Genomic DNA, 24,601 nt, shown 5'->3' on the forward strand with positions numbered 1-24,601 from the left:
GAAGTCGACGTCGGAGGTGAACTTCTTCAGCACCTCCGCTCCCGCGCCGTCGCGGGTGAGGACCAGCTGGAGGTCGCCCGACCAGTCGCGCAGCAAGCCCGGCAGGGCGACCGTGAGCCCTCCCGCCAGGAGCGCTGCCGCGGTCACCGTGCGGACTGTGGTGGCGAATACGCGTCGGGTCATGACGTTGTCTCCTCGGCGACGAGCAGCGAACGCTGCGGCGGCGGTGCGTGCGAAGCGGCGCCGAGCGAAGGCCCTTGGCGCCGCAGACACAGACAACCAGCCCGAGGGCGTCGCGCTGTCCTGACATCTGTCAGGAGCACCCGGACGGGGGTCCCGTCGGCGGCGCCGTCACGTGCCCGCGGCGGCCGCCTCACGGCACAGCGAGCACCGGTCGGTGCCGTCCCACCCGCCCCATCCGAAGGCTGCCGGCGACAGGGCCCGTCCCTCGAGTTCCGCGCGTACCGCCACCCGGTACGTCCACACCGCGCCGATGTAGGGGTGGTAGGCGTCGTGGAAGGCGGCCGAGTCCGGCGAGGCCCCCGCGGCGACGGCCCGCTGGAGGGAGCGGAGTCGCTCGAACATCGCCTGCCCGGCGCCGGCCACGTCGTCCGCCGCGTCGATGAACAGCCGCTCCCGCGCTTCGTAGACGCCGGCGTCGCTCAGCGCCGCGCGGGCGGCCGCGTCCAGGTCGGGCTCGGCGCCCGGGTCCTGGGCGATCTGGCGCAGCCGTGCGTGGCACACTCCGGCGGCGGCGATGAACTCGATGTACACCGCGCGTCTACGGGCCCCCACGCCCCGGTCGTCCTCGTGGCGATGGCGCAGATAGTCGGCGAGCACGGTGCCGGAGATGGCGATCGAGCCGCCGCTGACGGTCGCGATGAGCGTGCCCCAGTCCACGTCTGCCCCCGCAGTGATCCCGGCGTCGGAGTCTGAAATCTACGCGGGGCGCACGGCGAAGAACAGAGGCGGGCGATCAACCTCTCGCGCACCAACGGGGGTTCTCAGCAAGGGTCCTGTCGAAGGCTCAACCCGTGACCCTGGCGGCGAACGCGTCCAGGTTGGCCGTGGCGCGGGCGATGCGCTCGTCCAGGGTGAGGGACTCCTCGTAGCGCCCGGCGCGCAGCTTCGGCTGGCGCTTGTCGCGCACGTACAGCGAGCAGGCGAGGTCCGCGCAGACGTAGACGCCGACGGTGTTGCCCTCCCGGCCGCGCGCTCCCGCCAGCGGCGCCGCGAGCAGGGTGACTCCGGAAGAGGCGTGTGCCGTCAGGCAGATCTGGCACATGCTGGACTTGACGGCGCTGGTGCGGCTCGCGCCCGGCACCCGCAGGGTGATGCCCAGGGGGCCGTCGGGACGCGGCGTCACAAGGTGGGCCCGCAGCGGCGCGCCGGGGTCCACCCAGCCGAGGAAGTCGAGGTCTTCCCAGGGCAGTTCGGCGAAGTCGAGCGGCAGCTTGAGCCGCGCTGCCTCGCCCTTGGTGCAGTTCACGAAGGACGAGCGGATCTGCTTCTCGGTCAGTGGCTCCACGGCCGAGACCCTATGTACGCCATGGGCGGCGCCGCATCCGAATATCCCGCGGGGGCGGCCCTGACGTGCGGTGTCACGCCGGCCAGTCGCCTCGGTCCGCCAGGGAGAGCACCAGCGCGGCGATGTTCCAGGCGTCGTCCTCGCCGCTGTGGTGGCGGCCCTCCAGCGGGAGGCCGGCGATCTTGAGAGCCTGGGCCATGCCGGGGCGCCTGCGCAGGGCGTGGGCGTCGGTGAAGGCGGCCTTGGCGTTGGTGTGCCGGCGGCCGAAGGGGTACGCGACGCCGGCCGCGCGGCACTGGCGGGTGAACTGGTTGCGGTCGTAGTCGCCCCAACTCGCCCATGGGCGCTGCCCGGCGCGGTGCTCGGCGGCCAGGATCCGGCAGGCTTCGGAGAACTCGACGCCCTTGTCCACCTCGGCTTGGGTGAGACCGGTCAGCTCGGTGCAGAAGGCGCTGACCTTGGACCGTGCGGGTCTGACGAGTATGCGGTGGCGGGCGACGCGCTTGCCCGCGTCCAGGTCGACGACGGCCAGTCCGATCTCGATGATCTCGTTGACCGATCCGGCCGGCGGCTGGCCTTCCCAGCAGGTCGCCTCGACGTCGACGACATTGAGCAGATTCTTGCGGTTCATGTCATTCATGTAGTTCATGCCGAGGAGAGTAGAGACCCGAACGGGCGCCGGTCACCTGATATTCCGTCTGCTCGGCGGGGTCGGCGCTGCTGAGCGGGACCAAGAGGGCTTCTGCCGCCGCGAGTCGGCCCACACTCGCGCCGGGCGAGGGGCCCCGGCCGGGCGAGGCCGGAAGCCCCGCGCCCTAGGACGTGCTTCCCGTCAGACGGTCACGGCGCGGGCTTCGCCTCGGGCGCGCCTGGGGCCTCGGGCGCGCCCGAGGCCTCGGCCGCCGCGCCCCGTGAGAAGTGGCGGGCGGTGGGCGCCAGGGCGGCGACGACCGGGGCGAGGAAGCAGACGAGCGCGCACGCGGTGAGGACGGCCTGTACGCCGAAGGCCTCGACGGCCGGGGCGATCAGTGCGAGGCCGAGCGGCGCCAGGCCGTAGGACAGCATGAAGTCCAGGGACGAGACGCGGGCCAGCTTGCCGGGGTCCACCTCGCGCTGGGTGGCGGTGAACCAGGGCACGTTGAACAGTTCGATGCCGACCCCGGCGATCGCGTACGCGGCGACGATCACGGCCGGGTGCACCGGAAAGACCAGGCTGAGCGGCGCGAAGCCGTACACCGCGAGGCCGGCGAGCGCGGTCCAGCCCTGGTTGCGCGGACGCCAGCGGGCCACGAGCAGCGCTCCGGCCAGGGCCCCTGCCGTGTAGGCGGTCATGGCGGCGGCGAGGACCGCCTCGGCGCCGTACCGGTCGCGGCTCACGAGCGGCAGGGCGACGCCGGTCGCGGAGTAGCCGGTGGATATCACGGCGGTCAGCGCTCCGAGGCCGGCCAGGAACCAGGGGTGGCGGCGGGCTTCGCGCAGCCCGTCGACGAACTCCGCGCGGAACGAGGCGCGTTGCGGCGCGGCAGCGGGGGCGCTCTTGGCGCCCGGGCCGGGCACGAGCGCGGCCGTCAGCCAGAGCAGGCCGATGCCGAGGAGCAGTACGCGGGTGTCGAGGAACACGGCGAGCAGGGCTGTCAGCGTCGGTCCGGCCAGGGTGGTGGCGCGTACCGCGAGGGTCATGGCGGCGTTGGCCTGCTGCCTGCGGTCGGCGTCGACGACTTCGGCGGCGAGCGCCTGGAACGCCGGGCGGCAGGCGCCCTGTCCCGCGCCGGCTATCGCGGCGGCGATCGCCATCAAGGTGAGCGAGCGCCCGAGGCCGTAGGCGAGGAGCGGGGCCGCGGTCGCGGCGGCCAGGCCCGACCACAGGACGACGCCCCGGCGGGAGTGCCGGTCGGCCAGGACGCCGCTGACGGGCACCGCGGCGAGGAAGCCCGCGGTGCGGGTCGCGAGGACGAGGCCGAGGCCGGCGGCGCTGAGGGACCGGTCGAGCACGGCGAGTCCGAGGACGAAGGGCAGGGCCCAGGTGGCCAGCCCCGACGCGGTGGTCCCCGTCCAGAGCCGCAGAAAGGCGGCGTCGAGCAGGACGGAGCGGGGCCGCTTGTCGGGCGGGCCGGTCTCGGACGGGGCCAGAGCAGGCGAAGTCGCCATGGTTCTCCTTGAGTTGAGCGCGGGGGGAGGTCTGCCGTCCGGAGCGGCGGCGACCCCGGGGGTACCTTACTGAAAACGATTATCGTTATAGTAGCGCTCGAGTCGCTCGCTTCTCGCGGCGCCCACCCCTGCTCTCGGAGGATCCATGCGTCATCCCGCCCGCCTCGGTCTAGGCCTCGCGCTCCCCCTGGCCCTCGCGTTGACGGCCACCGCCTGCGCCGGCTCCGCATCGACGGACCGGCCCGACAAGGCCGCCGCTCAGTCGACGGTCGTCAGCTGCGGGCGGACGCTGTCCTTCGACCGACCTCCCGAGCGCGCCGTCGCCCTGGACCAGTCGTCCACGGAGGTCCTGCTGGAGCTCGGCCTCGAAGACCGCATGGCGGGCACGTCCAACCTCAAGACGAAGATCGCCCCGGAGTACGCGGACGCCTACGCGAAGGTGCCGGTCCTCGCCCCGAAGATCCTCACCGGCGAGCAGCTGCGGGCCGCCGCCCCCGACGTCGCCGTCGCCGGCTTCACCGACTACTTCACCAAGGACCAGGTCGGCACCCGCGAGGAGCTGGCCGGGCTCGGTCTGCCGTCGTATGTGAGCGCGGTCGACTGCCCCAAGGAGAGCGCGGGCCGCGCCGCAGGACCCTTCGACCGGCTCTTCTCGGACTACGAGAACCTCGGCGAGGTCTTCGGCGTGCCGGACCGCGCCAAGAAGCTCGTCGGCGAGCAGCGGGCCGCCCTCAAGCGGGCGGCGAAGGTCGCGGACCGGGTCGAGTCGGAGCCGACCGTCGTCTGGGTCTACTCGGTCTACGGCGACGCTCCGTACGTCGCCGGCAAGAGCGCGATGCCCAGCGAGATGAGCCGCGTCGTGGGCGCGAAGAACGCCTTCGACGACGTCGACGAGGACTGGCCTGCGGTCTCCTGGGAGGAAGTGGCCAAGCGGAACCCGGACTTCATCGTGGTCGGCGATCTGTCCGAGCGCGGCAAGCCCGGCGACAGCGCGGCCGACAAGCTCCGGGCCATCAAGGCGAATCCGGTGATGTCCCAGCTCGACGCGGTCGTCGACGGGCGCTTCGTCGAGATCCCCGGGACCGAGATGGACCCCTCGGTGCGCACGGTGAGCGCCCTGCCGCGGCTCACGGACGCCATGAAGAAGCTCGGCTATGTCCGCTAGCGCGACCGCCGCGGCCGGCCCGGGCGCCTCGGCCGGCCGGGCGGCTGGGCGGGCGGCTGGGCGGGCGGGCCTGTTCGTCGTCGCCGTCGCCGTGCTCGTCGCCTCGGCCGCCGTGTCCGTACGCATCGGAACGACCGATGTGTCCTACCCCGACATCGCCCGCAGCGTGGGGTTCCATCTCGGGCTGGACGTCCAGCCGTTGCCCCGGCTCCTCGACTCGCTGATCTGGGATCTCCGGGCGCCGCGCGTCCTGATGGCGGCGCTCGTCGGCGCGTCGCTCGCCGTGTGCGGGGCGGTGCTCCAGGCGCTCACGCGCAACCCCCTCGCCGACCCCTACCTCCTCGGGATCTCCTCGGGGGCCTCGACCGGCGCCGTCGCGGTGGCCGTCCTCGGCCTCGGCGCCGGGTCGCTGGGGGTGACGGGCGGCGCGTTCGCGGGCGCGGCGCTGTCGTTCGGGCTGCTGATGCTGCTCCTGCGGCGCAGCGGGCTCGACTCGGTCAGGATCGTGCTCACCGGCGTGGTCGTGGCACAGCTGTTCACCGCGCTGACCTCACTCGTCCTCATGGCGTCGGGGGACGCCGACGTGATCCGGGCCATCACGCAGTGGCTGCTCGGCTCGATGGCGTCCGCCCGCTGGGACGGGGTCGTGGTCTGCGCGGTCGTCACCCTGGCCGGGATCGCGGTGGCTCAGCTGTACGCCGGCGTCCTCGACGGGTTCTCGTTCGGCGCCGACACCGCCGCGTCGCTGGGCGTCGACGTGCGCGCCACGCGTCTGGTGCTGCTGGTCGTGACCTCGCTGCTGACCGCCGTGGCGGTGGCGACGGTGGGCGCGATCGGCTTCGTGGGGCTCATCGTGCCGCACGGCGTGCGGTTCCTCGTCGGCCCGCTGCACCGGGTGCTGCTGCCCATGACGGCTCTGGCGGGTGCGGTGTTCCTGGTGTGGACGGACGCGCTCGCGCGGGTCGCCTTCGCTCCGCAGGAGGTGCCGGTCGGGGTGTTCACCGCGCTGCTCGGCGTACCGCTCTTCCTTCTCGTCCTGCGCAGGAGGGGGGACCTGTGAGGATCGACGCACAGCGGCTCAGCTGGTCGGCGGCGGGCAGAACCGTCGTACGGGATGTGGAGCTGTCCGTCGCCGACGGCGAGAAGGTCGGGCTGATCGGCCCCAACGGGTCGGGGAAGTCCTCGCTGCTGCGCTGCCTGGCGGGACTGCGCGCCCCGTCCCAGGGCGCGGTCCTCTACGACGGCGAGCCGATCGCCGGCTGGGGCGCGCGCCGGATCGCCCGGCGGGTCGCCTTCGTCGAGCAGGCGGCGGACACCGACAGCGATCTGCGGGTCGCCGACGTCGTCGGGCTCGGCCGGATCCCCTTCCGGGACCGGTGGCGCGGCCCCGACGCCGCCGACCGGGCCGTCGTCGAGGACGCGCTCGCCACGCTCGGGCTCACCGCGCTGGCCCACCGGGAGTGGAAGGCGCTGTCCGGCGGCGAGCGCCAGCGCGCGCACATCGCCCGCGCCCTGGCCCAGCAGCCGCGCGCCGTCCTCCTCGACGAGCCCACCAACCACCTCGACGTCAAGCACCAGTTGGAGCTGATGGAGCTGCTCGCCGCCACCGAGCAGACCGTGCTCGTCGCCCTGCACGACCTGTCCCTCGCCGCTCGCTCCTGCGACCGGCTGCTGCTCCTGCACGGCGGGCGGCTGATCGCCGCCGGGACGCCCGAGGACGTCCTGACGCCGGACCGGCTGGCGGAGGTCTTCGAGGTCGACGCGGAGATCGGCTTCGACCGCCTGGGAAACCTCGCGGTCGCCTACCGCGGCGTCGCACGACGCCCGGGCGACGAGCGGAAGCAGGACCCGAAGGAGGCGATCGGGCGCCGGGCGGCCGCCCAGCCGATCCCCTGAGCCTTCCCCCACTCAAAAGCACCTCGCCCCCCTTCGCAGAGAGAGTCCCGTGGACGCCCCGCAGCACGACTGCCCGCACGACCGGGAGGCAGGCGTCTTGGCCTCCCTGTTCCAACCCCACCCGTGGAGCCCAGACTTGACCACCCATCAGACGACCGCCCCTCACCCGGCCGCCGCACCTGTCGAGAACATCAAAAACATCGAGAACGTCGACGAGCTGCTGGCCGCCGTACTGGCCGCAGAGCTCGGCCCGGATCCGTCCGGCCTGGTGGCCACCAGCGTGTTCTGGATCCACCACGGCACCCGGCTCGCCGGCGGCGACACCACGTACCTCAACCAGTACGTCCTCGTCCGGCTCGGCGGCTCCTTCGGCGCCTGCGCCTTCGAGGCCGGCGAGATCGACCCGGCCATCTGCCGCGACGCCTCGGGCAGCCCGCTCGACACGCTGCTGCGGGAGGCGCCCCGCCCGCTGCGGATCGCCGCGCTGGACGCGTACCTCGCCGAGACCCGCCCGCACCGGGACGCGCCCGACGCCGAGCCCGTCACGCTGCCCGCCGGCCCTCCCGAAGTCCGGGCCAGGGCCCGGGACGCGGCGATAGCCGGGCTCCTGGACATCCCCGACGGCGCGAAGGTCGCTCTGATCGGGGTCGTCAACCCGCTGGTCGCGGCGATCCGCGAGCGCGGCGGGGAGCCGCTGCCGTGCGACTTCAACCTCCGTACGACGCAGTGGGGCGACGCCGTCACCGCCGATATGCACCAGGTGCTGGAGACGGCCGACGCCGTGGTCGCCACCGGGATGACGCTCAGCAACGGCTCGTTCGACACGATCCTGACGCGCTGCCGTGAGCGCGCCGTCCCGCTCGTCGTGTACGCGCAGACGGGCAGCGCCGTGGCACGGGCCTTCCTCGGCTCCGGCGTGAGCGCGCTGTCCGCGGAGCCGTTCCCGTTCTCGCAGTTCAGCGCCGAGCCCACCGCGCTGTACCGCTACCGCCACCGCGCCGAGGGCCGCTCGTGACCACAGGCTGCCGCCCGGCCGCCGCGCCGCCCGGCGCCGACGCCCCGCGCGTCGGCGCCGGCTACGCCGCCTGCCACCACGGCGAGATCCTCCAGGGCGTCTTCCGCGACGCCCACGGGCACGGCCGCGTCGCCGGCCTGGTCACCCTGCCGATGCCCGGCCTGGGCACGCACGCGGAGTTCGTACGCAGTCCCGGCGCCGCGCCCGAAGAGCTGTGGGTGACTCCGGCGGGCCGCACCAAGGCGCTGAGCGCCGCCTCGCTCGCCGTACGGGAGTGCGCCGCCAGGCGGCGGGAGGCGGCGTGCGGCGGCCGGCTGCGGCTGAGCGGCGACATCCCCGTCGGCCTCGGCATGGGCTCCTCCAGCAGCGATGTGATCGCCGCGGTGCGCGCGGTCGCGGACTCCTTCGGTCTGCGGCTGTCGCCTCGGACGATCGCGCGGCTCGCGGTCCGCGCGGAGCAGGCGTCCGACCCGCTCATGCTCGACGGCCGGCCGATGCTCTTCGCCCAACGGGAGGGGCGCGTCCTGGAGGTCCTCGGCGACGCGCTGCCCGCGGCGGTCGTCGTGGGGTGCGCGGTCGGCGGGGGCCGGCCCGTGGACACCCTCTCGCTGCCCGCGCCCGACCACGACGACGAGGACGTGCGCGCGTACGAGCGGCTGCGCGCCCTGCTCCGGCGGGCGGTCGCCGAGGGCGATCCCGCGCTGCTCGGGCAGGTGGCCACCGAGAGCGCGCGCCGCGCCCAACAGCGGCTGGGCCACGACGAGTTCGGTCCGCTGACGGAGATCGCGGCCCGCACCGGCGCGGTCGGCGTGCAGATCGCGCACAGCGGCAGCGTGGCCGGGCTGCTCTTCGACCCGGCCGCCCGCCGGCTGCGGCGCCGACTGCGGTGCTGCGCGGACGCCCTGGAGGACCAGGGCATACCGGTCACCAAGATCTTCACGACTTTCACCACCAGCGAGGAGTTCCCGCATGGACGAGCACATAGCGGAGTCGATCGGCCGGCCGGACCTCGTCAGACTGGAGGACGGCCTGCTGTGCCTGCGCTTTGAGACCATGAAGGTCGTCTCCGCGCTGGCGGCCGTACGGCATCTGCTCGACACCGGCGCCGTACGGCGCGGCGACACCCTGCTGGACAGCTCCAGCGGCATCTACGCCTACGCCCTCGCTCTCGCCTGCCACCGCTACGGAATGCGCTGCCATATCGTCGGGTCCACGACCGTCGACCACACGCTCCGCACCCAGCTGGCCGTGCTCGGGGCGCGTCTGGAGCAGATGGATCCCTGCGACGATCTGAAGCTCGATCAGAAGCGCCGCGTCGCCCGGGTCCAGGAGATCCTGCGCGAGCACCCCGGCTACCACTGGATGCGCCAGTACCACGACGACGTCCACTACCTGGGCTACCGGGCGGTCGCCTCCCTCGTCCAGCGGGAGACCGGCGCGGACGGTCTGACGCTCGTCGGAGGCGTCGGCTCGGGGGCGTCCACCGGCGCGCTCGCCCGCTATCTGCGGGAGTTCTCGCCGGGCGTGCGTCTCGTGGGCGTCCAGCCGTTCGGGAGCATCACCTTCGGCAGCGAGCACGTGCACGACCCCGAGATCATCATCGCCGGAATCGGCAGCTCCATCCCCTTCGCGAACGTCGCCCACACCTTGTACGACGCCGTCCACTGGATCTCCTTCGACGCCGCGCTCTCCGGGAGCGTCGACCTGCTGCGGCGGCACGCCGTGTTCGCCGGACTGTCCACCGGCGCCGGCTACCTCGCGGCCCGCTGGGAACGCGACCGGGACCCGGGGCGCCGCGTCCTGTTCATCGCCCCGGACACCGGGCACCGGTACGTCGACTCGGTCTTCGCCCGGCACCGGGAGGCGGCGCCCGTCGAGGACTTCGCACCCCGGATCGCGACGTCGTCGGACGAGCTGGCCCTGCCCTGGTCCCGGATGGCCTGGAACCGCGCGCCGGCCCTGCCCACCGCCCGCGCCCACGAGGGCACGGGCGGACCGTGCCTGGTCAGGGGCCAGTAGATTGTGTCCGTCAGGGGCCGCGAGCGCCCCTGACGGACACGGCGCACAGCGGCACAGCGGCACAGGAGAGAGCTTGAGCATGGCATCGACCGGCCACTGGTACGTGCTCATCGAGACCAACACGGTCTACGACGGCGACAACCTGTGGAGTCTGACGGAGAAGCTCCCCGTGGAGGGCGGCAGGGAGGAAGCTATCGGACGCGCCGAGGAGTTGAGCCTCTCCTATGAGCCGGGGCCCTATCCGTCGGCGCCCGAGACGTGCGGCCGCACCGTGTTCCGGACCTCGCAGACGAGTTGGCTGGTGGAGTCGGAGCAGTCGCTCTGGCACCAGGGCTGGACCGCTCCCGCCACGCTCTCGCAGCTCATGCGGATCACCGTCGCCGAACTCGTCAGCGCGAGGCCGGCGCCGCCTGCCGAGCCTCCCGTGAAGCGCGGCAGGCTGCGCAGGGCGCGCCGAGCCGACTGACGTGCGCCGCCGCGGGCCTGGCCCCGGCCGCCGTGGTCTGGCCCGAGCCGCCGCGGGCCTGGCCCGGGCGAAAACCCGTGGAGCACCGTCTGACGGCGCGCCATAGTGTCCGCCATGGCTTCTCTTGTGCACCACGTGAGCATCGACTGCGCCGACACCTACCGACTGGGAACCTTCTGGGCCGAGGTACTGGGCGCCAAGATCAGCGACGAGGACCAGCCCGGCGATCCCGAGGCGCTGGTCGAGGCCGAGGGCATGACGATCCTGTTCATCGCGGTGCCCGAGGGCAAGACCGTCAAGAACCGGATCCACTTCGACCTCCAGCCGGCGGACCGCACGCGCGACGAGGAGGTCGAACGCCTGCTCGCCCTCGGCGCCACTCTGGTCGACGACCTGCGTCGCCCCGACGGGTCGGGGTGGGCGACCCTCGCCGACATCGAGGGCAATGAATTCTGCGTCGAGCGCAGCGCCGCCGAGCGAGCTGCCTCCGCCTCCTCCTGACCGCCTGCCCGCTTGTTCGCCGTCTCCGCGGACCCGCGTCGCCCGCCGGCTCAGGTGACGGTGACGCGCAGGACGTACCGCTCGCCCGCGCTGATCGCCTCGGCCTGCTCGACCAGGTCGGCGTGGGTGAACTCGAGCAGGGACGCGTCGGCCGCCCGGCGCAGGAGCGGCAGGATCTCGGCCACGGGCCGGCCGCGGAGCTCCTCGGCGAGCTGGGCGAACGCCCGCTGGTACGGCACGCCGTACGTGCCCGTGCTGTCGGCCAGCAGCCGGTCCAGATGCTGCCTGCCTACGCTGATCTCGCCCATGACCCGCTCCCGTGTCCGCGGGGGCCCGGCCGGTCCGGGCCCTCACTCACGACGCTACGAGCAGGGTCTGACAGTCGGGGCGGAGCCGGCCGGGGACCTGGCGCCCAGGCCCTCTGCCCCGACCCTCTCAGCCGTCGGCGTCCGGCTTCTCGGCCACGTTGTCGATCATGCGCTGGAGCACCCTGACCGCGGTCGCGTAGTCGGCGTCGTCGATTCCGGCGTGGATGTGCGACCGCAGGCCGGGGATGTGCTTCTTGACCTGGGCGTGCGCCAGCCGACCCGGCTCGGTGATCCACAGCCGGCCGTCGCCGTCCCGCGCGAGCAGTCCCCGCTCGACGAGGTCGTCGGAGTCCGAGGAGAGATCGTCCTCGGCCTGGAGGAAGGCCCGCATCTGGCGGGTGAGCTCGTCGACGGTCTCGCCCTGGCCGTCGGGCGACAGATCGGCCGGGGACAGATGGCGCAGCAGCCAGTACTGGGGCTGGGACAGCCCGAGCGCCTCCAGCTGGCGCCGTATGTAGGCGAGGAGCTGGCGGTGGGCGACGCCGGTCCAGTAGGCGACGGGCTGAGCGGCGAGCTCGGCGTCGGTCGCGATCGGGGTTCCGTCGGCCGGGGTCGCGGTCGTGGCAGTGGTCGTGTCGGGCGTGGTGGCGGTCGTGCCGGTCGTGGTGGTGGTCGTGTCGGGCGTGGTGGCGGTCGTGCCGGTCGTGGTGGTGGTCGTGTCGGTCATGGTCGTGCCCTTCGGGTGACGGCGAGTGCCTCGAGGTCACGGACAGTCTTCAACCTCAAGTTTGATTGAGGTCAACAGCCGTTCCTCCCCGGGCACGGCACGGCTTCCCGGGTGCGGCACGGCCGCCTGTGTCCGACGATGGAGCAGAGGCCCGAGCGATCACAGCCCCCGGGGGGCGCTGGAGATCTGCCATGCGCGTTCACAGGATCCGCCCGGACGTCAGCGTTCTGAGCGACAGCCTCGAAGTACCCGGGATCGGATACATCCCCGTCAACGCCTACGTCCTGCACGCCTCCCAGCCCGTCGTCGTCGACACCGGCCTCGCGCTGCCCGACCGGAACTTCGTGGAGTCGCTCTCCGCCGTGCTGGACCCCGCCGACGTACGGTGGATCTGGCTCACGCATCCGGACCGGGACCACACCGGCGGGATCTTCGACCTGCTCGCCGCCGCGCCCAAGGCGCGCCTGGTGACCACCTTTCTGGCCGTCGGCATCATGTCCTGCGAGCGGCCGCTTCCGATGGACCGGCTGCATCTGCTCAACCCAGGGCAGTCGCTGGACGTGGGCGACCGCACGCTCACCGGCTTCCGGCCGCCGCTGTACGACAACCCGGCCACCGTCGGCTTCTTCGACGACCGGTCCGGGTTGTGCTTCAGCTCCGACTGCTTCGGCGGACCGATGGCCAGCGAGGAGATCGCGCAGAGCTCCGACGTCACCGCGGTCCGCGCCGACGACCTGCGGTCCGCTCAGCTGCTGTGGGCGGCCGTCGACAGCCCCTGGGTGCAGAACGTCGACGAGCGGCGCTTCCTCGGCACGTTCGACCCGCTGCGGGACAGGGCGCCGGAGCTCGTCCTCTCCACGCATCTGCCGCCGGCGCCGGGGATCACCGGCCAGATGATCGACACGCTGGGCTCGGCCGCCGGCGCGTCGCCCTTCGTCGGACCGGATCAGGAGGCGCTGGAGCAGATGCTGGCCGGGTTCGAGCCGGCAGGCGGCGGCCGCTGACCCGCGCCCGCGTCGGCCCGCACGCAGGGCCCGCGTACGCAGGACACGTACGCAGGACACCTGGGCCTGATCGTCCGTCAGGCGCCGTCCTACGACTGCCGCGTCACGCCGCCCGCACGCACCGCGCGCCCTCCCGCCGAGTGGCATGGAGCAATGATCCACTGGAGAATGAGGGGAGGGGCTACGCGACGACCAGGGAGCGCCGTATGAGTCCCGCAGACGTGCACATCGGCGTGGAGTCGCGCCTGATCGACGACTACTACAGGTTCTCTCAGCGGGAGACCGTCGGGCCCGCCCAGATCGAGACCGGTGTCACGCGGAGCTTCCGTTCGCTCGAAGGGCTGGTCGACGGACTCCTGGCGAGCAGCGAGTCCACGCATGTCGTCGTCTGCCATGGAAATCCGGACCTGGGCCTGCTCGTCCCCTTCACCCAGAACTCGCCGCACAACGCGACGGGACTGCTGGCCGGAGCCCTCGTCGACCTCGTGAACGCGATGGCGCACGGGACGCTGCCGCCCTTCCCGCCGGACCCGCGGCTTCTGGACGCCGGGGCCAGGATGGGCGTCGACACGGCCACGGTGCTCAGGCTCCTGGGCAAGCTCCTCCTGCTGCGCACGACCCCGCCGCTGCGCCGAGTCATCCACTTTCGGGCCTGCAACTTCGGCCGGAGGACCAGCATGCTGGCCGGCTACAAGCTGCTCTTCGACGCCGCCCTGGTCACCGGCCCCACCTGCCGGATGCTCTATGTCGAGGTGCTGCCAGGACCGCCGCGCCCCGGCGCCTCGATCCAGCAGCTCGGCGGCCAGGCGCCGACCACCCAGCGCACCCGGCGCAGGGTGTTCGGCCCCGCCTCGGACGGCACCGCGGGGCCGCTGCTCCTGGACGTACGCGATCTCGACACCCATACGCACGTCGACACGCCCCTGTCGCTGCTCGACCACCCCGCGCAGGCGCCGCGCTGGGGCGAGCTGCTGACCGGGCGCTGGACCAATCACACCGCGAACCGATTCGTGCTCCCCCTGCTCTGGCAGAACGACGAGAGCAGCTATCACTGCCCTCTCGAAGAGCGCTACCGGGAGCATTTCCTGCACGTCTGAGGGCCCGGTCCGGCCCGGACGTGGCCGAGATCTCGTCCCGTTAAACCGATCTGGCTTGCGTTCGACGGTGGTGATCGTGATGGGATGAGCCGATGCGATCCCCCACACGCATGTCCACGCGTCCACGCAATCCGTACGACGAGCTGGCTCAACTGGCGGACCCCGAGCCGGACTACGGCGCCGAGCCGACCGGTCGCGACGGCGGCTCGTCGGGGTTCGACCGGCTCGGCATCCGTTCGGACGACGACGAGGACGACGACTGGTCGCCGCCCGACCACCGCGGAAAGAGCCGTCTGGCGGCCCTGCCCATCGCGTTGAAGCTCACCGTCGCCGCCGTCGTGACCTCCACGCTCTTCGTGGCCGGCGACCGGCTGGCCGTGGCCTACGCGGAGGAGAAGGCGGAGGACAAGATCCAGCAGTCGCTGGGCCTGGCCGCCCGGCCGCAGGTCGACATCAAGGGATTCCCCTTCCTCACGCAGGTGCTGGACCGCCGTATCGACACGGCCGACGTCACCGTCCCCGACGTCGCCGCCGACAAGGTCTCGCTGGCCGAGGTGCACGCCACGGCGACGGACGTACGGATCGTCGGCGATCTGCCGACCTCCATCCAGGGCGCGGTGATCGACCGCATGGACGGCGACGTGCTGCTCTCCTTCGACGACCTCAACCGCGAACTGGGCGCGTCCCAGGTCGAGTTCACCGACGCCGGGGGCGGCAGCATCAAGATCGCCGGGTCGCTGTCGGTCGCCGGGCAGGATCTGAGCGTACGGGCGCAGGCGCATCTGCGGCGCGACGGGGACCGCGCGGTCTCCTCCACCGTGGAGGACATGCGCCTGGACGTCCCCGGCCTGTTCACCTACCGCCCCGGCAAGGACTCGGCGCACTCCGGGCTGCGGCTGCACGCGCCGGCCGTCCGCCGGATCACCGCGGAGGCGTCCCGCGTCAAGGCGCTCCTCGCGCTGCCCGCTGTCGTGGAACGGCTCGGCATACCCCGCTCCCAGATCGAGCGCGCCCTCGCCAGCGAGAAGGAGCTCAGCGAGCTCACCGGCTCGCCGCGCTTCGTCGACCAGCTGATGAAGGTCAACCTGGTCGACCTCGTCGTCGACCACCCCTGGCTGCTGGAGAAGGCCGGCATCGACCCGAAGCTGATCGGCGCGCTGCTCGCGCTGCGGCCGCCGGAGCTCTCCGACCAGCTGTCCCTCTCCTTCGAGCTGCCCAAGACCACCGGCGACGTGCGGCTGCGCGACATCGTGGTGGAGCGTTCGGGCGTACGGGCGGACCTCACGGGCACCGGCCTGGCCTTCGGCGACGTGGCGGGCGGGGGACGCGAGAAGCGGTAGCCGCGCAGGGCGCGCGGACGGCTGGGCGTCGCGGCCCGCCGGCGGAAGCCGTAGCGCGAGGCGGACCTGAGCGGCCCGGCCGAGATCGCGCTGCGCACGCTCGACGGGCGGAGTGCGCCGGCGGTCGGCTACGACGGGACGTCGGTGCGGATCACGGGCGCAGGCGGCGCCGTGCCGCGGGAGGCGGCCCTGCCCTCCCCCGCCCAGCGGCTGCGCATCCTGGCCGTCGGGAAGTACATGGAGGTGTACGCGGACGAGGTCTTCGTCCTTACCGCGCTGAGCTGCGCCGGGCGGCCCGCGCCCTGGACGAGGACGGCGGCGGACGGACCGCGACGACGGTGCCCGTGCGCCCCGTACGCCTGCCGCAGCCGCGCCGTGACGACGCGTCGGCTGTCTGGCCGGGCCGCTGACAGCCGCCCTATCCCTCGTCGTCCTCCCTGCGGGTGAGGTTGGCGCCGGTGCGGGGGTCGAAGACGTGCAGATGGGAGACGTCCACCCACAGGTCGGCCGCGCGGCCCTCGCCGACCGGGGCGTCGGCGCTGAGCCGTGTGATGACCTGGTGGACGCCCGCGCCGGTGTCGGTGATGCCGGAGTCGGCGGCGAGCTCCTCGAGTTCGGAGGTCGTCGTCGGCTGGCCCCCCTCCTCGGCGAAGTACGCGTACAGGTCCGACCCCAGGGACTCCACCACGTCGATCGTGGCGGTGAACCGGAGTCCGGGGCGGTCCGACTCCACCAGGGAGGCGGCCTCGAACGCCTCGGGGCGCAGGCCCACGATGAGCTCGCGGGGCGCGTCGCGGCGGGCCAGCGCCTGGCGGATCCTCGGCTCCAGCGGCAGATCGCCGATCGCGGTGCGAAGGGTGTCCTCCTCCAGGCCGGCGTTGAGGAAGTTCATGGCGGGCGAGCCGATGAACCCGGCGACGAACAGGTTGACCGGCTCGTCGTAGAGGTGCTGCGGCGAGCCCACCTGCTGGACGACGCCGCTGCGCATGACCACCACCCGGTCCCCGAGGGTCATCGCCTCGGTCTGGTCGTGGGTGACGTAGACGGTGGTGGTGCCCAGGCGCTGCTGGAGCCGGGAGATCTGGGTGCGCATCTGCACGCGCAGCTTGGCGTCGAGGTTGGACAGCGGCTCGTCCATCAAGAACGCCTTGGGGCTGCGGACGATGGCGCGTCCCATGGCGACCCGCTGGCGCTGGCCGCCGGAGAGGTTGGCGGGCTTGCGGTCGAGGTGCTCGGTGAGGTCGAGGATGCGCGCGGCCTCCTCCACCTTGGCCCGGATCTCGGCCTTGTCGACCTTGGCGAGCCGCAGGGCGAAGCCCATGTTCTCGCGCACGCTCATATGGGGGTAGAGGGCGTAGCTCTGGAACACCATCGCGATGTCGCGGTCCTTGGGCGCCTTCTCGTTGACGACCTGGTCGCCGATGCGCAGGGTGCCCTCGGTGATGTCCTCCAGCCCGGCGATCATGTTCAGCGTGGTGGACTTCCCGCACCCGGAGGGTCCCACCAGGATCACGAACTCGCCGTCGGCGACCGTGAGATCGACGTTCTGCACGGCCAGCGCGCCGTCCGGGTACCGCTTGGTGATGCCCTCGAGAACGATCTCGGCCACGATCAGTGCTCCTGTTCCGGCGGTCCGCCGCCGCTCAGCCCTTGACTGCCCCGGATGTCAGCCCGGCGACGATGCGCCGCTGGAACAGCAGCACGAAGACGATGATCGGAATCGTGATCACCACCGCGGCGGCGGCGATCGACCCGGTGGGCTGCTGGAACTGGCTGCTCCCGGTGAAGAAGGCGATGGCCGCGGGGACCGTGCGGGCCGCCGTGGTGGAGGTCAGCGAGATCGCGAAGAGGAAGTCGTTCCAGCAGAAGATGAAGACGAGGATCGCGGTGGTGAACACGCCCGGCGCCGCCAGCGGCGCGATCACCAGTCGGAACGCCTGGGCCGGGGTGGCGCCGTCGACCTTCGCGGCCTTCTCGAGGTCCCAGGGGATCTCCCGGAAGAACGCCGAGAGGGTGTAGATCGCCAGGGGCAGCGAGAACGTCATATACGGGATGATCAGCCCCAGCCAGGTGTCGAAGATCCCGAGGATCCGCTCGATGTTGAACAGCGGGGAGACCAGCGAGATCGGCGGGAACATCGCGATCAGCAGGGACATGCCGATGAGCAGCCGCTTCCCGGGGAAGCGGAGCCGGGCGACGGCGTACGCGGCCATGGTGCCCAGCACCACGGCGACGACCGTCGCGATCAGCGCGATGCCGATGGAGTTGATCAGGGCTCGGGTGAACTCCGAGGTCTCGAAGATGCCCCGGTAGTTGTCCAGCGTCCACTTCCGCGGGATGAAATCGCCGTCGGTGAGGGTCGAGGGCTCCTTGAACGACAGGGCGGCGATCCACCAGACGGGGAACAGGGCGTAGGCGACCACCACGATATTGACGATCGCCCAGCCGGTGAGGTGTCTCTTTCCCGCGGCGGCCATCAGCGGCCCCCCTCCTGTGAGCCGGGGGCGGCCGCCCCGAACAGCTTGATGAAGGCGAAGGCGATCAGCGCGACGCAGATGAACACCAGGACCGAGATGGCCGAGCCGATCCCGAGGTTGAGCGCGGTGAACAGGTTGTCGTAGCCGAGGATCGACACCGAGCCGGTGCCGTGGGCGCCCGACGTCAGGATGTAGATGCTGTCGAAGACCCGGAAGGCGTCCAGAGTGCGGAACAGCAGCGCCACCAGGATGGCCGGCTTCATCAGCGGCAGTGTGACCCGGGTGAAGCGCTGCCAGGCGGACGCGCCGTCGACCATGGCGGCGCGCAGCGTCTCCTCGGGCACGAGCGCGAGCCCGGCCAGCAGGAGCAGCGCCATGAACGGGGTCGTCTTCCAGACCTCGGCGAGGATGATGAGCCCGAGCGCGGGCCACTGCTCGGTCAGCGGGGCGTCGCCGGCGGGCAGGAGAGCGGCCAGATAGCCGGTGTCGGGAGTCCACGCGTACTGCCAGGAGAACGCGGCGACGACGGTGACGATGCCGTACGGGACGAGGATCGCGGTGCGCACGGTCCCGCGCCCGAAGATCGTGCGGTGCATGACCACGGCCAGCGCGAGACCCAAGGCGAGCTCGACCGCCACCGAGACGACGGTGATGAACAGCGTGACCCAGAAGGCCTCCCACCAGAACGGGGAGGACAGGACCGCCCCGTAGTTGGACAGGCCCACGAAGCTCGCCTGCGAGGGGAAGCGCAGGTCGTAGCGTTGCAGGGAGAGATAGACCGCGTAGCCGATGGGATAGGCGGTCACCGCCAGCATGACGACGACGGCGGGCGCGCACAGCAGCCAGCCCAGCCGGCGCTCCTGCCGGGCGCCTTCGGACAGGGCCTTGGGGTCGGCCGGGGCGGTGGTCTTCTGCGGCGCCGTGGTGGAGCTGTCGCTGCTCACGGGATCAGCCCCTTGGACTCGAGCGCGTCCTCGATCTGGTCGCGGATGGTGGCGACGGAACTGCGGGGATCGATGGCGGACGGCGGGGAGAGCGTGTGGGAGATCGCGATGGAGACGTTCTGGTAGGCCGGGGTCTTGGGGCGGGTGCTGGCGTTCTCCAGGGCCGCGAGCACTTGCGCGGCGAAGGGGTAGCTCTTGATGAAGGGCTTCTCCGAGTAGATCGCGCGCAGCGTCGGCGGGAGTCCTCCTTGGAGGGCCGCGGCCAGTTGGTTCTGGCGGTTGCGCAGGCACAGCGCCGCCTCGAAGGCGTAGTCCGGGTGGCGTGAGTAGGCGGCGACGGCGAGGTCGATGCCGCCGATGGTCGGCTTGGCGGGGCGGTCGGCGTCCACCCCGGGGTAGGCGGCCCAGCGGAAGTGCTTGAACAGCTCGGGCTGGTTGGCCTTCATCGACGGGTAGACGAACGGGTAGTTGAGCTCGAAGGCGGCCGTGCCGGACTCCATCGCCAGCCGGTTCTGGTCCTCCATCTGGTTGGGCAGGGAGGGGTCGGCGGCGGGCGAGGTCGCGAGGTCGCGCATGATCGTGGCCGCCTCGACCGCGGGCGGCCCGAGCGAGGGCGCGGTGGCGGTGCGGTTGAGGATCGAGCCGCCGGCGCTCTCCACGAGCGTGTTGAACCAGACGGTGAGGCCCTCGTACTGGGCGCCCTGGATCTCGATGTAGTGCGGCTTGCCCTGCTCGGCGAGGGCGCGGGCCATGTCCAGCATCTCGGCCCAGGTCCTCGGCGGGCGGGGCACGAGGTCGCTGCGGTACCAGAGCAGCTGCGTGTTCGTGTTGTACGGGACGGCGTACAGGCGTCCCTTCCATGTCGCTGTATCCAGCGGCACCTCGAGCGTTCCCGCGGTGGCCCGCCGCCGGTTGGCGCCGGTCCACGGCAGGATCCAGTCGGCCTCGGCGAACTCGGGCGCCCAGGTGACGTCGAGGCCCAGGATGTCGAGTGAGTCGTCGCGGGCGGCGAGCCGGCGGACGAGCTGCTGCCGCTGGCCGTCGGCGGTGCGCGGCAGTCTGTTGTAGACGACGCGGTAGCGCCCGCCGGAGGCGCGCGTGCAGTTCGCCGCGGCGCCCGCCAGGGCCCCCGAGTCGTCGGGGAAGTTGTACCAGTTGACGGTCGCGGGGCCGGAGCTGGACGAGGAGTCGCAGGACGCCAGCAGACAGGCGATCAGCGGCAGCGTGACGAGGGCGCGCAGCCAGCGCCCGGCAGGCCGCGCGGACGCGGCGGCCGGCGCCCCGGCGGCTCGGGCCTTCCAGGCCATGCACCCACCGCCTCCATGCCTGGCCGCCTGGGAGGCGGCGCGTCGTGCCGAGGACGATAGAGACGTTGCGTATCAACACCAAGGCGACATCACGAACAAAGCGCCACGACAACCCGTTCAGTCTTGCCGGCCTGCCTCGACGCACGATCTGCACCGTCAGCACACGCGTGCAGCAACCATATGTTCTGACATCAACTACAACTTTGCCTGCTCTTGGTGTAGCCGCGTCAGATGTTAGGACAACCTCACAACCACAGGCGGCGAGCAGTGAGGCGGACTTCGGGAGGCTCTCAAATCCCTTGGCCCACAGCGCGGTTCCCCGACTCCCCCACGCACAGCAAGAAAGGCACCAGTAGATGACGAACAACCGCGTCATGCGGTACGGCGGCCGGATCCTGACCACGGCAGTGGCGGCATGCGGCATCGCGGCGGCGGCAGTGCCGTCCGCGGCGGCCGAGGAGCAGCCGACCCGCCAGGAGCTCACGGCGGACTGCGCCTCGGGCCTGGGCAAGTGCACCTTCAACTCGCCCCAGCTGGGCGAGGCGTACCTGGGCGCCTTCCACCAGGTCTCCGACGCGCTCTTCAACTGCAGCTCGTCGGACGCCACTCAGTCGATGACCTGGGGCGACACCGTGGGCTCCACGGACTCCGTCGGCGCCTCGGTCACCGCGGGCGGCAAGATCGCGGGCATAGTGGACCTGAGCGTGACGGCGACCTACAACCACAGCTGGTCGAGCACGCACTCGGAGTCCAGCTCGCTGAACATGACGGTCAAGCCCGGCGAGGTGGGCTGGATCTCCCGCGCCCAGCTGATGCAGAAGGTCTCCGGCACCTGGCAGACCCACTACGACAGCCCCAAGTGGGGCCACTACTACTGGTACTTCCAGGACACCATCACCGGCCCGGCCAAGAACGGCACGGACGGCAAGAACAACGTGGTGGTCGTCAAGAGCCGCAAGATGACGGCCTCGGAGCAGAAGTCCTGCTCCGCCGACGAGAACGAGGGCCGCGCGTTCGTCGAGCAGCGCTGACGCGGATCCGTCCCCTGTGAGCGGCTCCCCTGTCCCGCCGTGCGAGCGGGACAGGGGGGTGCGCGGCGTCGCGGGTGCGTTGAGGCGCCTCCGCACTGTGGGAGGCTGCTGGCCATGATCCCACCGGAGGCGCTTCGGCTCGCGCAGATCACCCGGCCCCAGGACCTCGGCCCCGAGCTCAGACGGCAGCTGATCGACTGCTGGACGGGCGTGGCCAACGCCGGAGGCGCGGTCATCGCGCGGGAGTTCCCTCCGCCGCCCGTGAGCGTCGACCAGGTCGCTCCCGCCGTGGACCGTCTCGTCGACGGACTCGACCCGCAGCGCGGCAGGCTGCTCGTCGCCACCGTCGAGGGGACGCTCGCCGGCTGGCTGGTCGTCCGGCGTGAGCTGCACCCGCTGGTCGCGCACTGCGGCGAGGTCAACCACGTCCAGACGCACACCCGTTGCCGCGGCCGCGGGATCGGCGCCGCGCTGCTGCACCGCGTCCGCGAGGTCGCCCGCGAGGAGATGGGCCTGGAGCGGCTGCGCCTCGCCGCCAGGGGAGGGCTGGGGCTCGAGGAGTTCTACCGCAAGCTGGGCTGGGTGGAGATCGGCCGCTGGCCCGGAGCGCTGCGGGTCGCCCCCGGAGACGACCGCGACGAGATTCTGATGACCCTCGCGCTGTGACCGCTCTCCTCGGAAACCGGCCGACAGGACCGCCTCGATCCAGCCGTCTCTGCCGCCAAGACGGTCGTGCGCGGCGAGGACGGGCATAAAGAGCCGGACCACGGGCAGCCTCCTACGTCCGATGGGTGACACGGGCCCGCATTCCTCGCCGGGGAGGAACAGCTGGAATGAGCAACGCCCCGCTCAGCCTCGAGCCGCGGCTGGAGCCGCGACTGGAGTCCTTGCTCGAGTCGCCCGCATTCCTGCACACGCTGGTGGACGCGCTGGGCTCGCCGCTCAACATCGTGCTGCCGGAGCAGATCGCGCAGAACGTGGAGCGCTTCCGCGCCGTCTTCCGCCGTCACCAGCTCGCCGGCCGGGTCTTCTTCGCGCACAAGGCGAACCGCTCCAGCGCCCTCGTACGGCGGCTGACCACCACGGAGGCGGCCTTGGACGCCGCGTCGCTCAGCGAGCTCCAGCACGCCCTCGGCGCCGGGTTCCACGGCGAGAGGATCATGGCGACCGGGCCGAAGGATCCAGAGTTCCTGTGGCTCGCCGCGCGCTCGGGCGCGACGCTCAACGCCGACGGTCCCGGCGAGATCGAGGAGGCGGCGGCGCTGGTGCGCGCGTACGACCTGCCCCGGCTCCGCGTTCTGCTGCGGCTGTCGGAGTTCGAGACGTCCGGGGCCAGGACGCTGTCCCGCAGAAGCCGGTTCGGCGCCTCCGTGAAATCGCTGGACGGAGTGCTCGACGCGCTCGAACGCCATCAGTCGGCGCTGGAGCCGATCGGGGTCGGCTACCACGTCGACACCACGAGCCTGGACGAGAAGGCGACGGCGCTCGAGGGGTGCCTGCGGGCCATGGAGGAGTTACGGATCCGGGGCTTCCAGCCGCGCGTCGTCGACGTCGGCGGGGGCTTCGGCGTCAACTACCTGGCGCACGCGGCCCAGTGGGACCGGTACACGACCGCCCTCACCGACGCCGTGATGGGCAGGCGCCCGCCGATGACCTGGGGCGGCCACGGCTATGGCCTGCGCGTGGAGAGCGGCACGCTCAAAGGGTCCCTGAGCCTCTATCCGGCGCACCGCCCGATCGCCGGGGCCGCGTACCTCGACGCGCTGCTCGCGCGCCCCGCCCCGAGCCTGGGCCGGCCGCTGGGCACCCTGCTGCTGGAGAGCCTGTGCGATCTGTACGCCGAGCCCGGCCGGGCGCTGGCGGACCAGTGCGGGCTCTCGCTCGGCAGGGTGCTGGAGGTACGCGGCACGGACGCCGGGGAGCATTTGGTGCGGCTGGCGATGAACGCCGGCGACGTCAGCCTGGAGGAGCACGGCGTCCTCATGGACCCGGTGCTCGTGCCCCGCGACGGCTCGGCAGACGGCTCGGCCGCGGACGCGTCCGGGCCGGTGGGCGTGCACCTCATGGGCAATCTCTGTCTGGAGTCGGACCTCGTCACCCGCAGGACGGTCCGCCTTCCCCGGCTGCCGTGCCCCGGCGACGTCCTCGCCTTCCCCAACACCGCCGGCTACTGCATGGACTTCAGCGCCACCTCGGCGCAGCAGCAGCCCGTCGCACGCAAGGTCGCGGTCCACCAGGAGGCGGGCGCCTGGCGTTGGCGCCTCGACGAGCAGTACTGGCCGATCACGTATACGGGGGGACATCGGGCATGAGGTACGACAGCATCACGGAGGCCATCGGCAACACCCCGCTGGTGCGCATCGATCCTGACGTGCACGGCCTGCGGACCATCGACCTCTACGCGAAGCTGGAGCTGCTCAACCCGTTCGGCTCGCTCAAGGACCGGGCCGCGTGGAATATGGCGCGCCACGGCCTGCCGGGCGCCAAGGAGCGCGGCGAGACGATCGTGGAGCTGTCCAGCGGGAACACCGCCAAGGCGCTGGCTCTCATCGCGGGCATGCACGGGCTGCCGTTCAAGAGCATCACCAACAGGATGCGGATTCCCGAGATCAAGGACCTGCTCCTGCTGCTCGGCGCCGAGATCGAGGAGCTGCCGGGGCAGACCGAGTGCCTGGACCCGACGAACACCGAGGATCCGCTGACCCTCTTCCACCAGCGGCTCAACCAGCCCGGCAGCGCGCATCTGCACACCGACCAGTACTTCAACGCCCTCAACACCGAGGCGCACGCGGCGAGCACCGGCCCCGAGATCATCGCGGACCTGGACGGCAGGGCGCCCGACTGGTTCATCGCGTGCGTGGGCACCGCGGGCTCGTCCACCGGCGTGGCCAGGGCGCTGCGCGCGCACGACCCCTCGGTCGGCGTCCTCGGGCTGGTCGCGCGCAAGGAGGACTTCATCCCCGGGATCCGCAACGTCGACGAGGTGCAGGAGGTCGGGATCTTCGACCCGGCGACGTACGACGGGATCGAGTCGGTGAGCGCCGACGAGGCCATCGACGGAATGCTGACGCTCCTGCGCCGCTGCGGGCTGCTCGCCGGGCCGACGGGCGGGGCCGCGTACCACGGCGCGGTGCGGCATCTGAGGGCGCTCGACGGGGAGTCGGCCGAGCGCCGGACGGCCGTGTTCATCGTCTGCGACCGGGTGGAGAGCTATCTCGGCTATCTCCGCCAGCGCCGCCCGGAGCTGTTCGGCCTGCCTCCGGCGAAGAACTCGGTCGCGACGCTCAGCGACAGCGAGGTCCGCTCGGCGTCCGTCCTCGACGTCGGCGACGCGCAGAAGTGGATCGCGGCCGAGCGACCGCTGGTGATCGACCTGCGCGGCTCGTTCGCGTACGCCGCCCTGCACATCGACGGCTCGGTGAACATCGTCGACGAGCTGTTCGGCGAACTCGTCCGCGGCGGACTGCCCTTCAGCAGACGCCAGCCGGTCCTGCTGGCGTGTCCCGTGGGCGAGATGTCCGCGCGGTACGCCGCGCTGCTCACCCGCATGGGCCACCCGGACGTGCGCAGCCTGGCCGGCGGGATCATCGCCTGGCGGGACGCGGGCGCGCCGCTGGTGCGTGACTGA

Annotated in this window: 26 protein-coding genes; 15 read left to right on the forward strand and 11 right to left on the reverse strand. The window is 72.0% G+C overall.

Translation table 11 applies throughout. The features are described 5' to 3' along the window. The 5 genes from AB0M39_RS19710 to AB0M39_RS19730 form a co-directional block, all read right to left on the reverse strand. Positions 1-183 (reverse strand): hypothetical protein (locus AB0M39_RS19710; protein ID WP_365365979.1); only part of this gene is annotated, 183 nt, incomplete at its 3' end. A gap of 168 nt (positions 184-351) precedes the next feature. Further along, complete coding sequence (locus AB0M39_RS19715; protein WP_365365982.1) at positions 352-900, reverse strand: CchlQ; 549 nt, start codon at positions 898-900, stop codon at positions 352-354. A gap of 127 nt (positions 901-1,027) precedes the next feature. Then, positions 1,028-1,528: an FBP domain-containing protein gene (locus AB0M39_RS19720; RefSeq protein ID WP_365365984.1), complete on the reverse strand. Its 501-nt coding sequence runs from the start codon at positions 1,526-1,528 to the stop codon at positions 1,028-1,030. Between the two features lie 73 nt (positions 1,529-1,601). Then, entirely contained in the window at positions 1,602-2,177 is a 576-nt protein-coding gene (locus AB0M39_RS19725; protein ID WP_365365986.1) for a 3'-5' exonuclease, read from the reverse strand. 191 nt (positions 2,178-2,368) lie between these two features. After that, positions 2,369-3,676: an MFS transporter gene (locus tag AB0M39_RS19730; RefSeq protein ID WP_365365988.1), complete on the reverse strand. Its 1,308-nt coding sequence runs from the start codon at positions 3,674-3,676 to the stop codon at positions 2,369-2,371. A 145-nt stretch (positions 3,677-3,821) separates the two neighbouring features. On the opposite strand from AB0M39_RS19730, the gene AB0M39_RS19735 reads away from it, so the two are divergent. From AB0M39_RS19735 to AB0M39_RS19770, 8 genes are all read left to right on the forward strand, one after another. Next, entirely contained in the window at positions 3,822-4,841 is a 1,020-nt protein-coding gene (locus AB0M39_RS19735; RefSeq protein ID WP_365365990.1) for an ABC transporter substrate-binding protein, read from the forward strand. Next, positions 4,831-5,901 (forward strand): iron chelate uptake ABC transporter family permease subunit, encoded by a 1,071-nt coding sequence (locus AB0M39_RS19740; RefSeq protein WP_365365992.1) that lies wholly within the window; start codon positions 4,831-4,833, stop codon positions 5,899-5,901. The genes AB0M39_RS19735 and AB0M39_RS19740 overlap by 11 nt, the downstream gene beginning before the upstream one ends. Beyond that, complete coding sequence (locus AB0M39_RS19745) at positions 5,898-6,737, forward strand: ABC transporter ATP-binding protein (RefSeq protein WP_365365994.1); 840 nt, start codon at positions 5,898-5,900, stop codon at positions 6,735-6,737. Before AB0M39_RS19740 ends, AB0M39_RS19745 begins: the two co-directional genes overlap by 4 nt. Before the next feature lie 199 nt (positions 6,738-6,936). Continuing rightward, on the forward strand, positions 6,937-7,752 hold the full coding sequence (locus tag AB0M39_RS19750; RefSeq protein WP_365366114.1) for a DUF364 domain-containing protein: 816 nt from the start codon (positions 6,937-6,939) through the stop codon (positions 7,750-7,752). Next, positions 7,749-8,801, forward strand: a complete 1,053-nt coding sequence (locus tag AB0M39_RS19755) for a GHMP kinase (RefSeq protein ID WP_365365996.1) — start codon at positions 7,749-7,751, stop codon at positions 8,799-8,801. The genes AB0M39_RS19750 and AB0M39_RS19755 overlap by 4 nt, the downstream gene beginning before the upstream one ends. Next, positions 8,722-9,771, forward strand: a complete 1,050-nt coding sequence (locus tag AB0M39_RS19760) for a pyridoxal-phosphate dependent enzyme (protein WP_365365998.1) — start codon at positions 8,722-8,724, stop codon at positions 9,769-9,771. Before AB0M39_RS19755 ends, AB0M39_RS19760 begins: the two co-directional genes overlap by 80 nt. 73 nt (positions 9,772-9,844) lie before the next feature. Continuing rightward, positions 9,845-10,237, forward strand: a complete 393-nt coding sequence (locus AB0M39_RS19765; RefSeq protein ID WP_365366000.1) for a hypothetical protein — start codon at positions 9,845-9,847, stop codon at positions 10,235-10,237. Positions 10,238-10,351: 114 nt separating this feature from the next. Beyond that, entirely contained in the window at positions 10,352-10,738 is a 387-nt protein-coding gene (locus AB0M39_RS19770) for a VOC family protein (protein WP_365366001.1), read from the forward strand. A 50-nt stretch (positions 10,739-10,788) separates the two neighbouring features. Here AB0M39_RS19770 and AB0M39_RS19775 read toward each other — a convergent pair whose 3' ends face one another. Together AB0M39_RS19775 and AB0M39_RS19780 are read right to left on the reverse strand one after the other, a co-directional pair. Then, entirely contained in the window at positions 10,789-11,046 is a 258-nt protein-coding gene (locus tag AB0M39_RS19775; protein WP_365366003.1) for a hypothetical protein, read from the reverse strand. Between the two features lie 127 nt (positions 11,047-11,173). After that, positions 11,174-11,773, reverse strand: a complete 600-nt coding sequence (locus tag AB0M39_RS19780) for a MarR family transcriptional regulator (RefSeq protein ID WP_365366005.1) — start codon at positions 11,771-11,773, stop codon at positions 11,174-11,176. A gap of 191 nt (positions 11,774-11,964) precedes the next feature. Here AB0M39_RS19780 and AB0M39_RS19785 point away from each other — a divergent pair, with 191 nt between their 5' ends. From AB0M39_RS19785 to AB0M39_RS19795, 3 genes are all read left to right on the forward strand, one after another. Further along, the gene (locus AB0M39_RS19785; protein WP_365366007.1) at positions 11,965-12,777 is read left to right on the forward strand and encodes an MBL fold metallo-hydrolase; all 813 of its coding nucleotides are present in this window, start codon (positions 11,965-11,967) and stop codon (positions 12,775-12,777) included. A gap of 206 nt (positions 12,778-12,983) precedes the next feature. Then, positions 12,984-13,874 carry a hypothetical protein gene (locus AB0M39_RS19790; RefSeq protein WP_365366009.1) on the forward strand — a complete coding sequence of 297 codons (891 nt, stop codon included), beginning with the start codon at positions 12,984-12,986 and terminating at the stop codon, positions 13,872-13,874. A 110-nt stretch (positions 13,875-13,984) separates the two neighbouring features. Beyond that, entirely contained in the window at positions 13,985-15,214 is a 1,230-nt protein-coding gene (locus AB0M39_RS19795; protein WP_365366011.1) for a DUF2993 domain-containing protein, read from the forward strand. A gap of 418 nt (positions 15,215-15,632) precedes the next feature. Here AB0M39_RS19795 and ugpC read toward each other — a convergent pair whose 3' ends face one another. The 4 genes from ugpC to AB0M39_RS19815 are packed head-to-tail and all read right to left on the reverse strand — an operon-like array spanning position 15,633 to position 19,942. Beyond that, on the reverse strand, positions 15,633-16,823 hold the full coding sequence (ugpC, locus tag AB0M39_RS19800; RefSeq protein ID WP_365366013.1) for a sn-glycerol-3-phosphate ABC transporter ATP-binding protein UgpC: 1,191 nt from the start codon (positions 16,821-16,823) through the stop codon (positions 15,633-15,635). A 34-nt stretch (positions 16,824-16,857) separates the two neighbouring features. Next, the gene (locus tag AB0M39_RS19805; RefSeq protein ID WP_365366015.1) at positions 16,858-17,691 is read right to left on the reverse strand and encodes a carbohydrate ABC transporter permease; all 834 of its coding nucleotides are present in this window, start codon (positions 17,689-17,691) and stop codon (positions 16,858-16,860) included. Then, on the reverse strand, positions 17,691-18,635 hold the full coding sequence (locus tag AB0M39_RS19810) for a sugar ABC transporter permease (protein WP_365366018.1): 945 nt from the start codon (positions 18,633-18,635) through the stop codon (positions 17,691-17,693). Before AB0M39_RS19810 ends, AB0M39_RS19805 begins: the two co-directional genes overlap by 1 nt. Further along, a complete protein-coding gene (locus tag AB0M39_RS19815; protein ID WP_365366020.1) occupies positions 18,632-19,942 on the reverse strand; it encodes an ABC transporter substrate-binding protein in 1,311 nt (436 codons plus the stop codon). Before AB0M39_RS19815 ends, AB0M39_RS19810 begins: the two co-directional genes overlap by 4 nt. A gap of 356 nt (positions 19,943-20,298) precedes the next feature. Here AB0M39_RS19815 and AB0M39_RS19820 point away from each other — a divergent pair, with 356 nt between their 5' ends. The 4 genes from AB0M39_RS19820 (at position 20,299) to AB0M39_RS19835 (ending at position 24,601) form a co-directional block, all read left to right on the forward strand. Beyond that, complete coding sequence (locus AB0M39_RS19820) at positions 20,299-20,973, forward strand: hypothetical protein (protein WP_365366024.1); 675 nt, start codon at positions 20,299-20,301, stop codon at positions 20,971-20,973. A gap of 114 nt (positions 20,974-21,087) precedes the next feature. Continuing rightward, positions 21,088-21,639 (forward strand): GNAT family N-acetyltransferase, encoded by a 552-nt coding sequence (locus AB0M39_RS19825; protein ID WP_365366026.1) that lies wholly within the window; start codon positions 21,088-21,090, stop codon positions 21,637-21,639. A gap of 167 nt (positions 21,640-21,806) precedes the next feature. Further along, positions 21,807-23,285: a Y4yA family PLP-dependent enzyme gene (locus tag AB0M39_RS19830; protein ID WP_365366028.1), complete on the forward strand. Its 1,479-nt coding sequence runs from the start codon at positions 21,807-21,809 to the stop codon at positions 23,283-23,285. Further along, positions 23,282-24,601, forward strand: coding sequence for a pyridoxal-phosphate dependent enzyme (locus AB0M39_RS19835; protein ID WP_365366030.1), 1,320 nt, complete (start codon positions 23,282-23,284; stop codon positions 24,599-24,601). Before AB0M39_RS19830 ends, AB0M39_RS19835 begins: the two co-directional genes overlap by 4 nt.

Origin of the sequence: Streptomyces sp. NPDC051907 (assembly GCF_040681075.1) — a bacterium.
Taxonomy (GTDB): Bacteria; Actinomycetota; Actinomycetes; order Streptomycetales; family Streptomycetaceae; genus Streptomyces.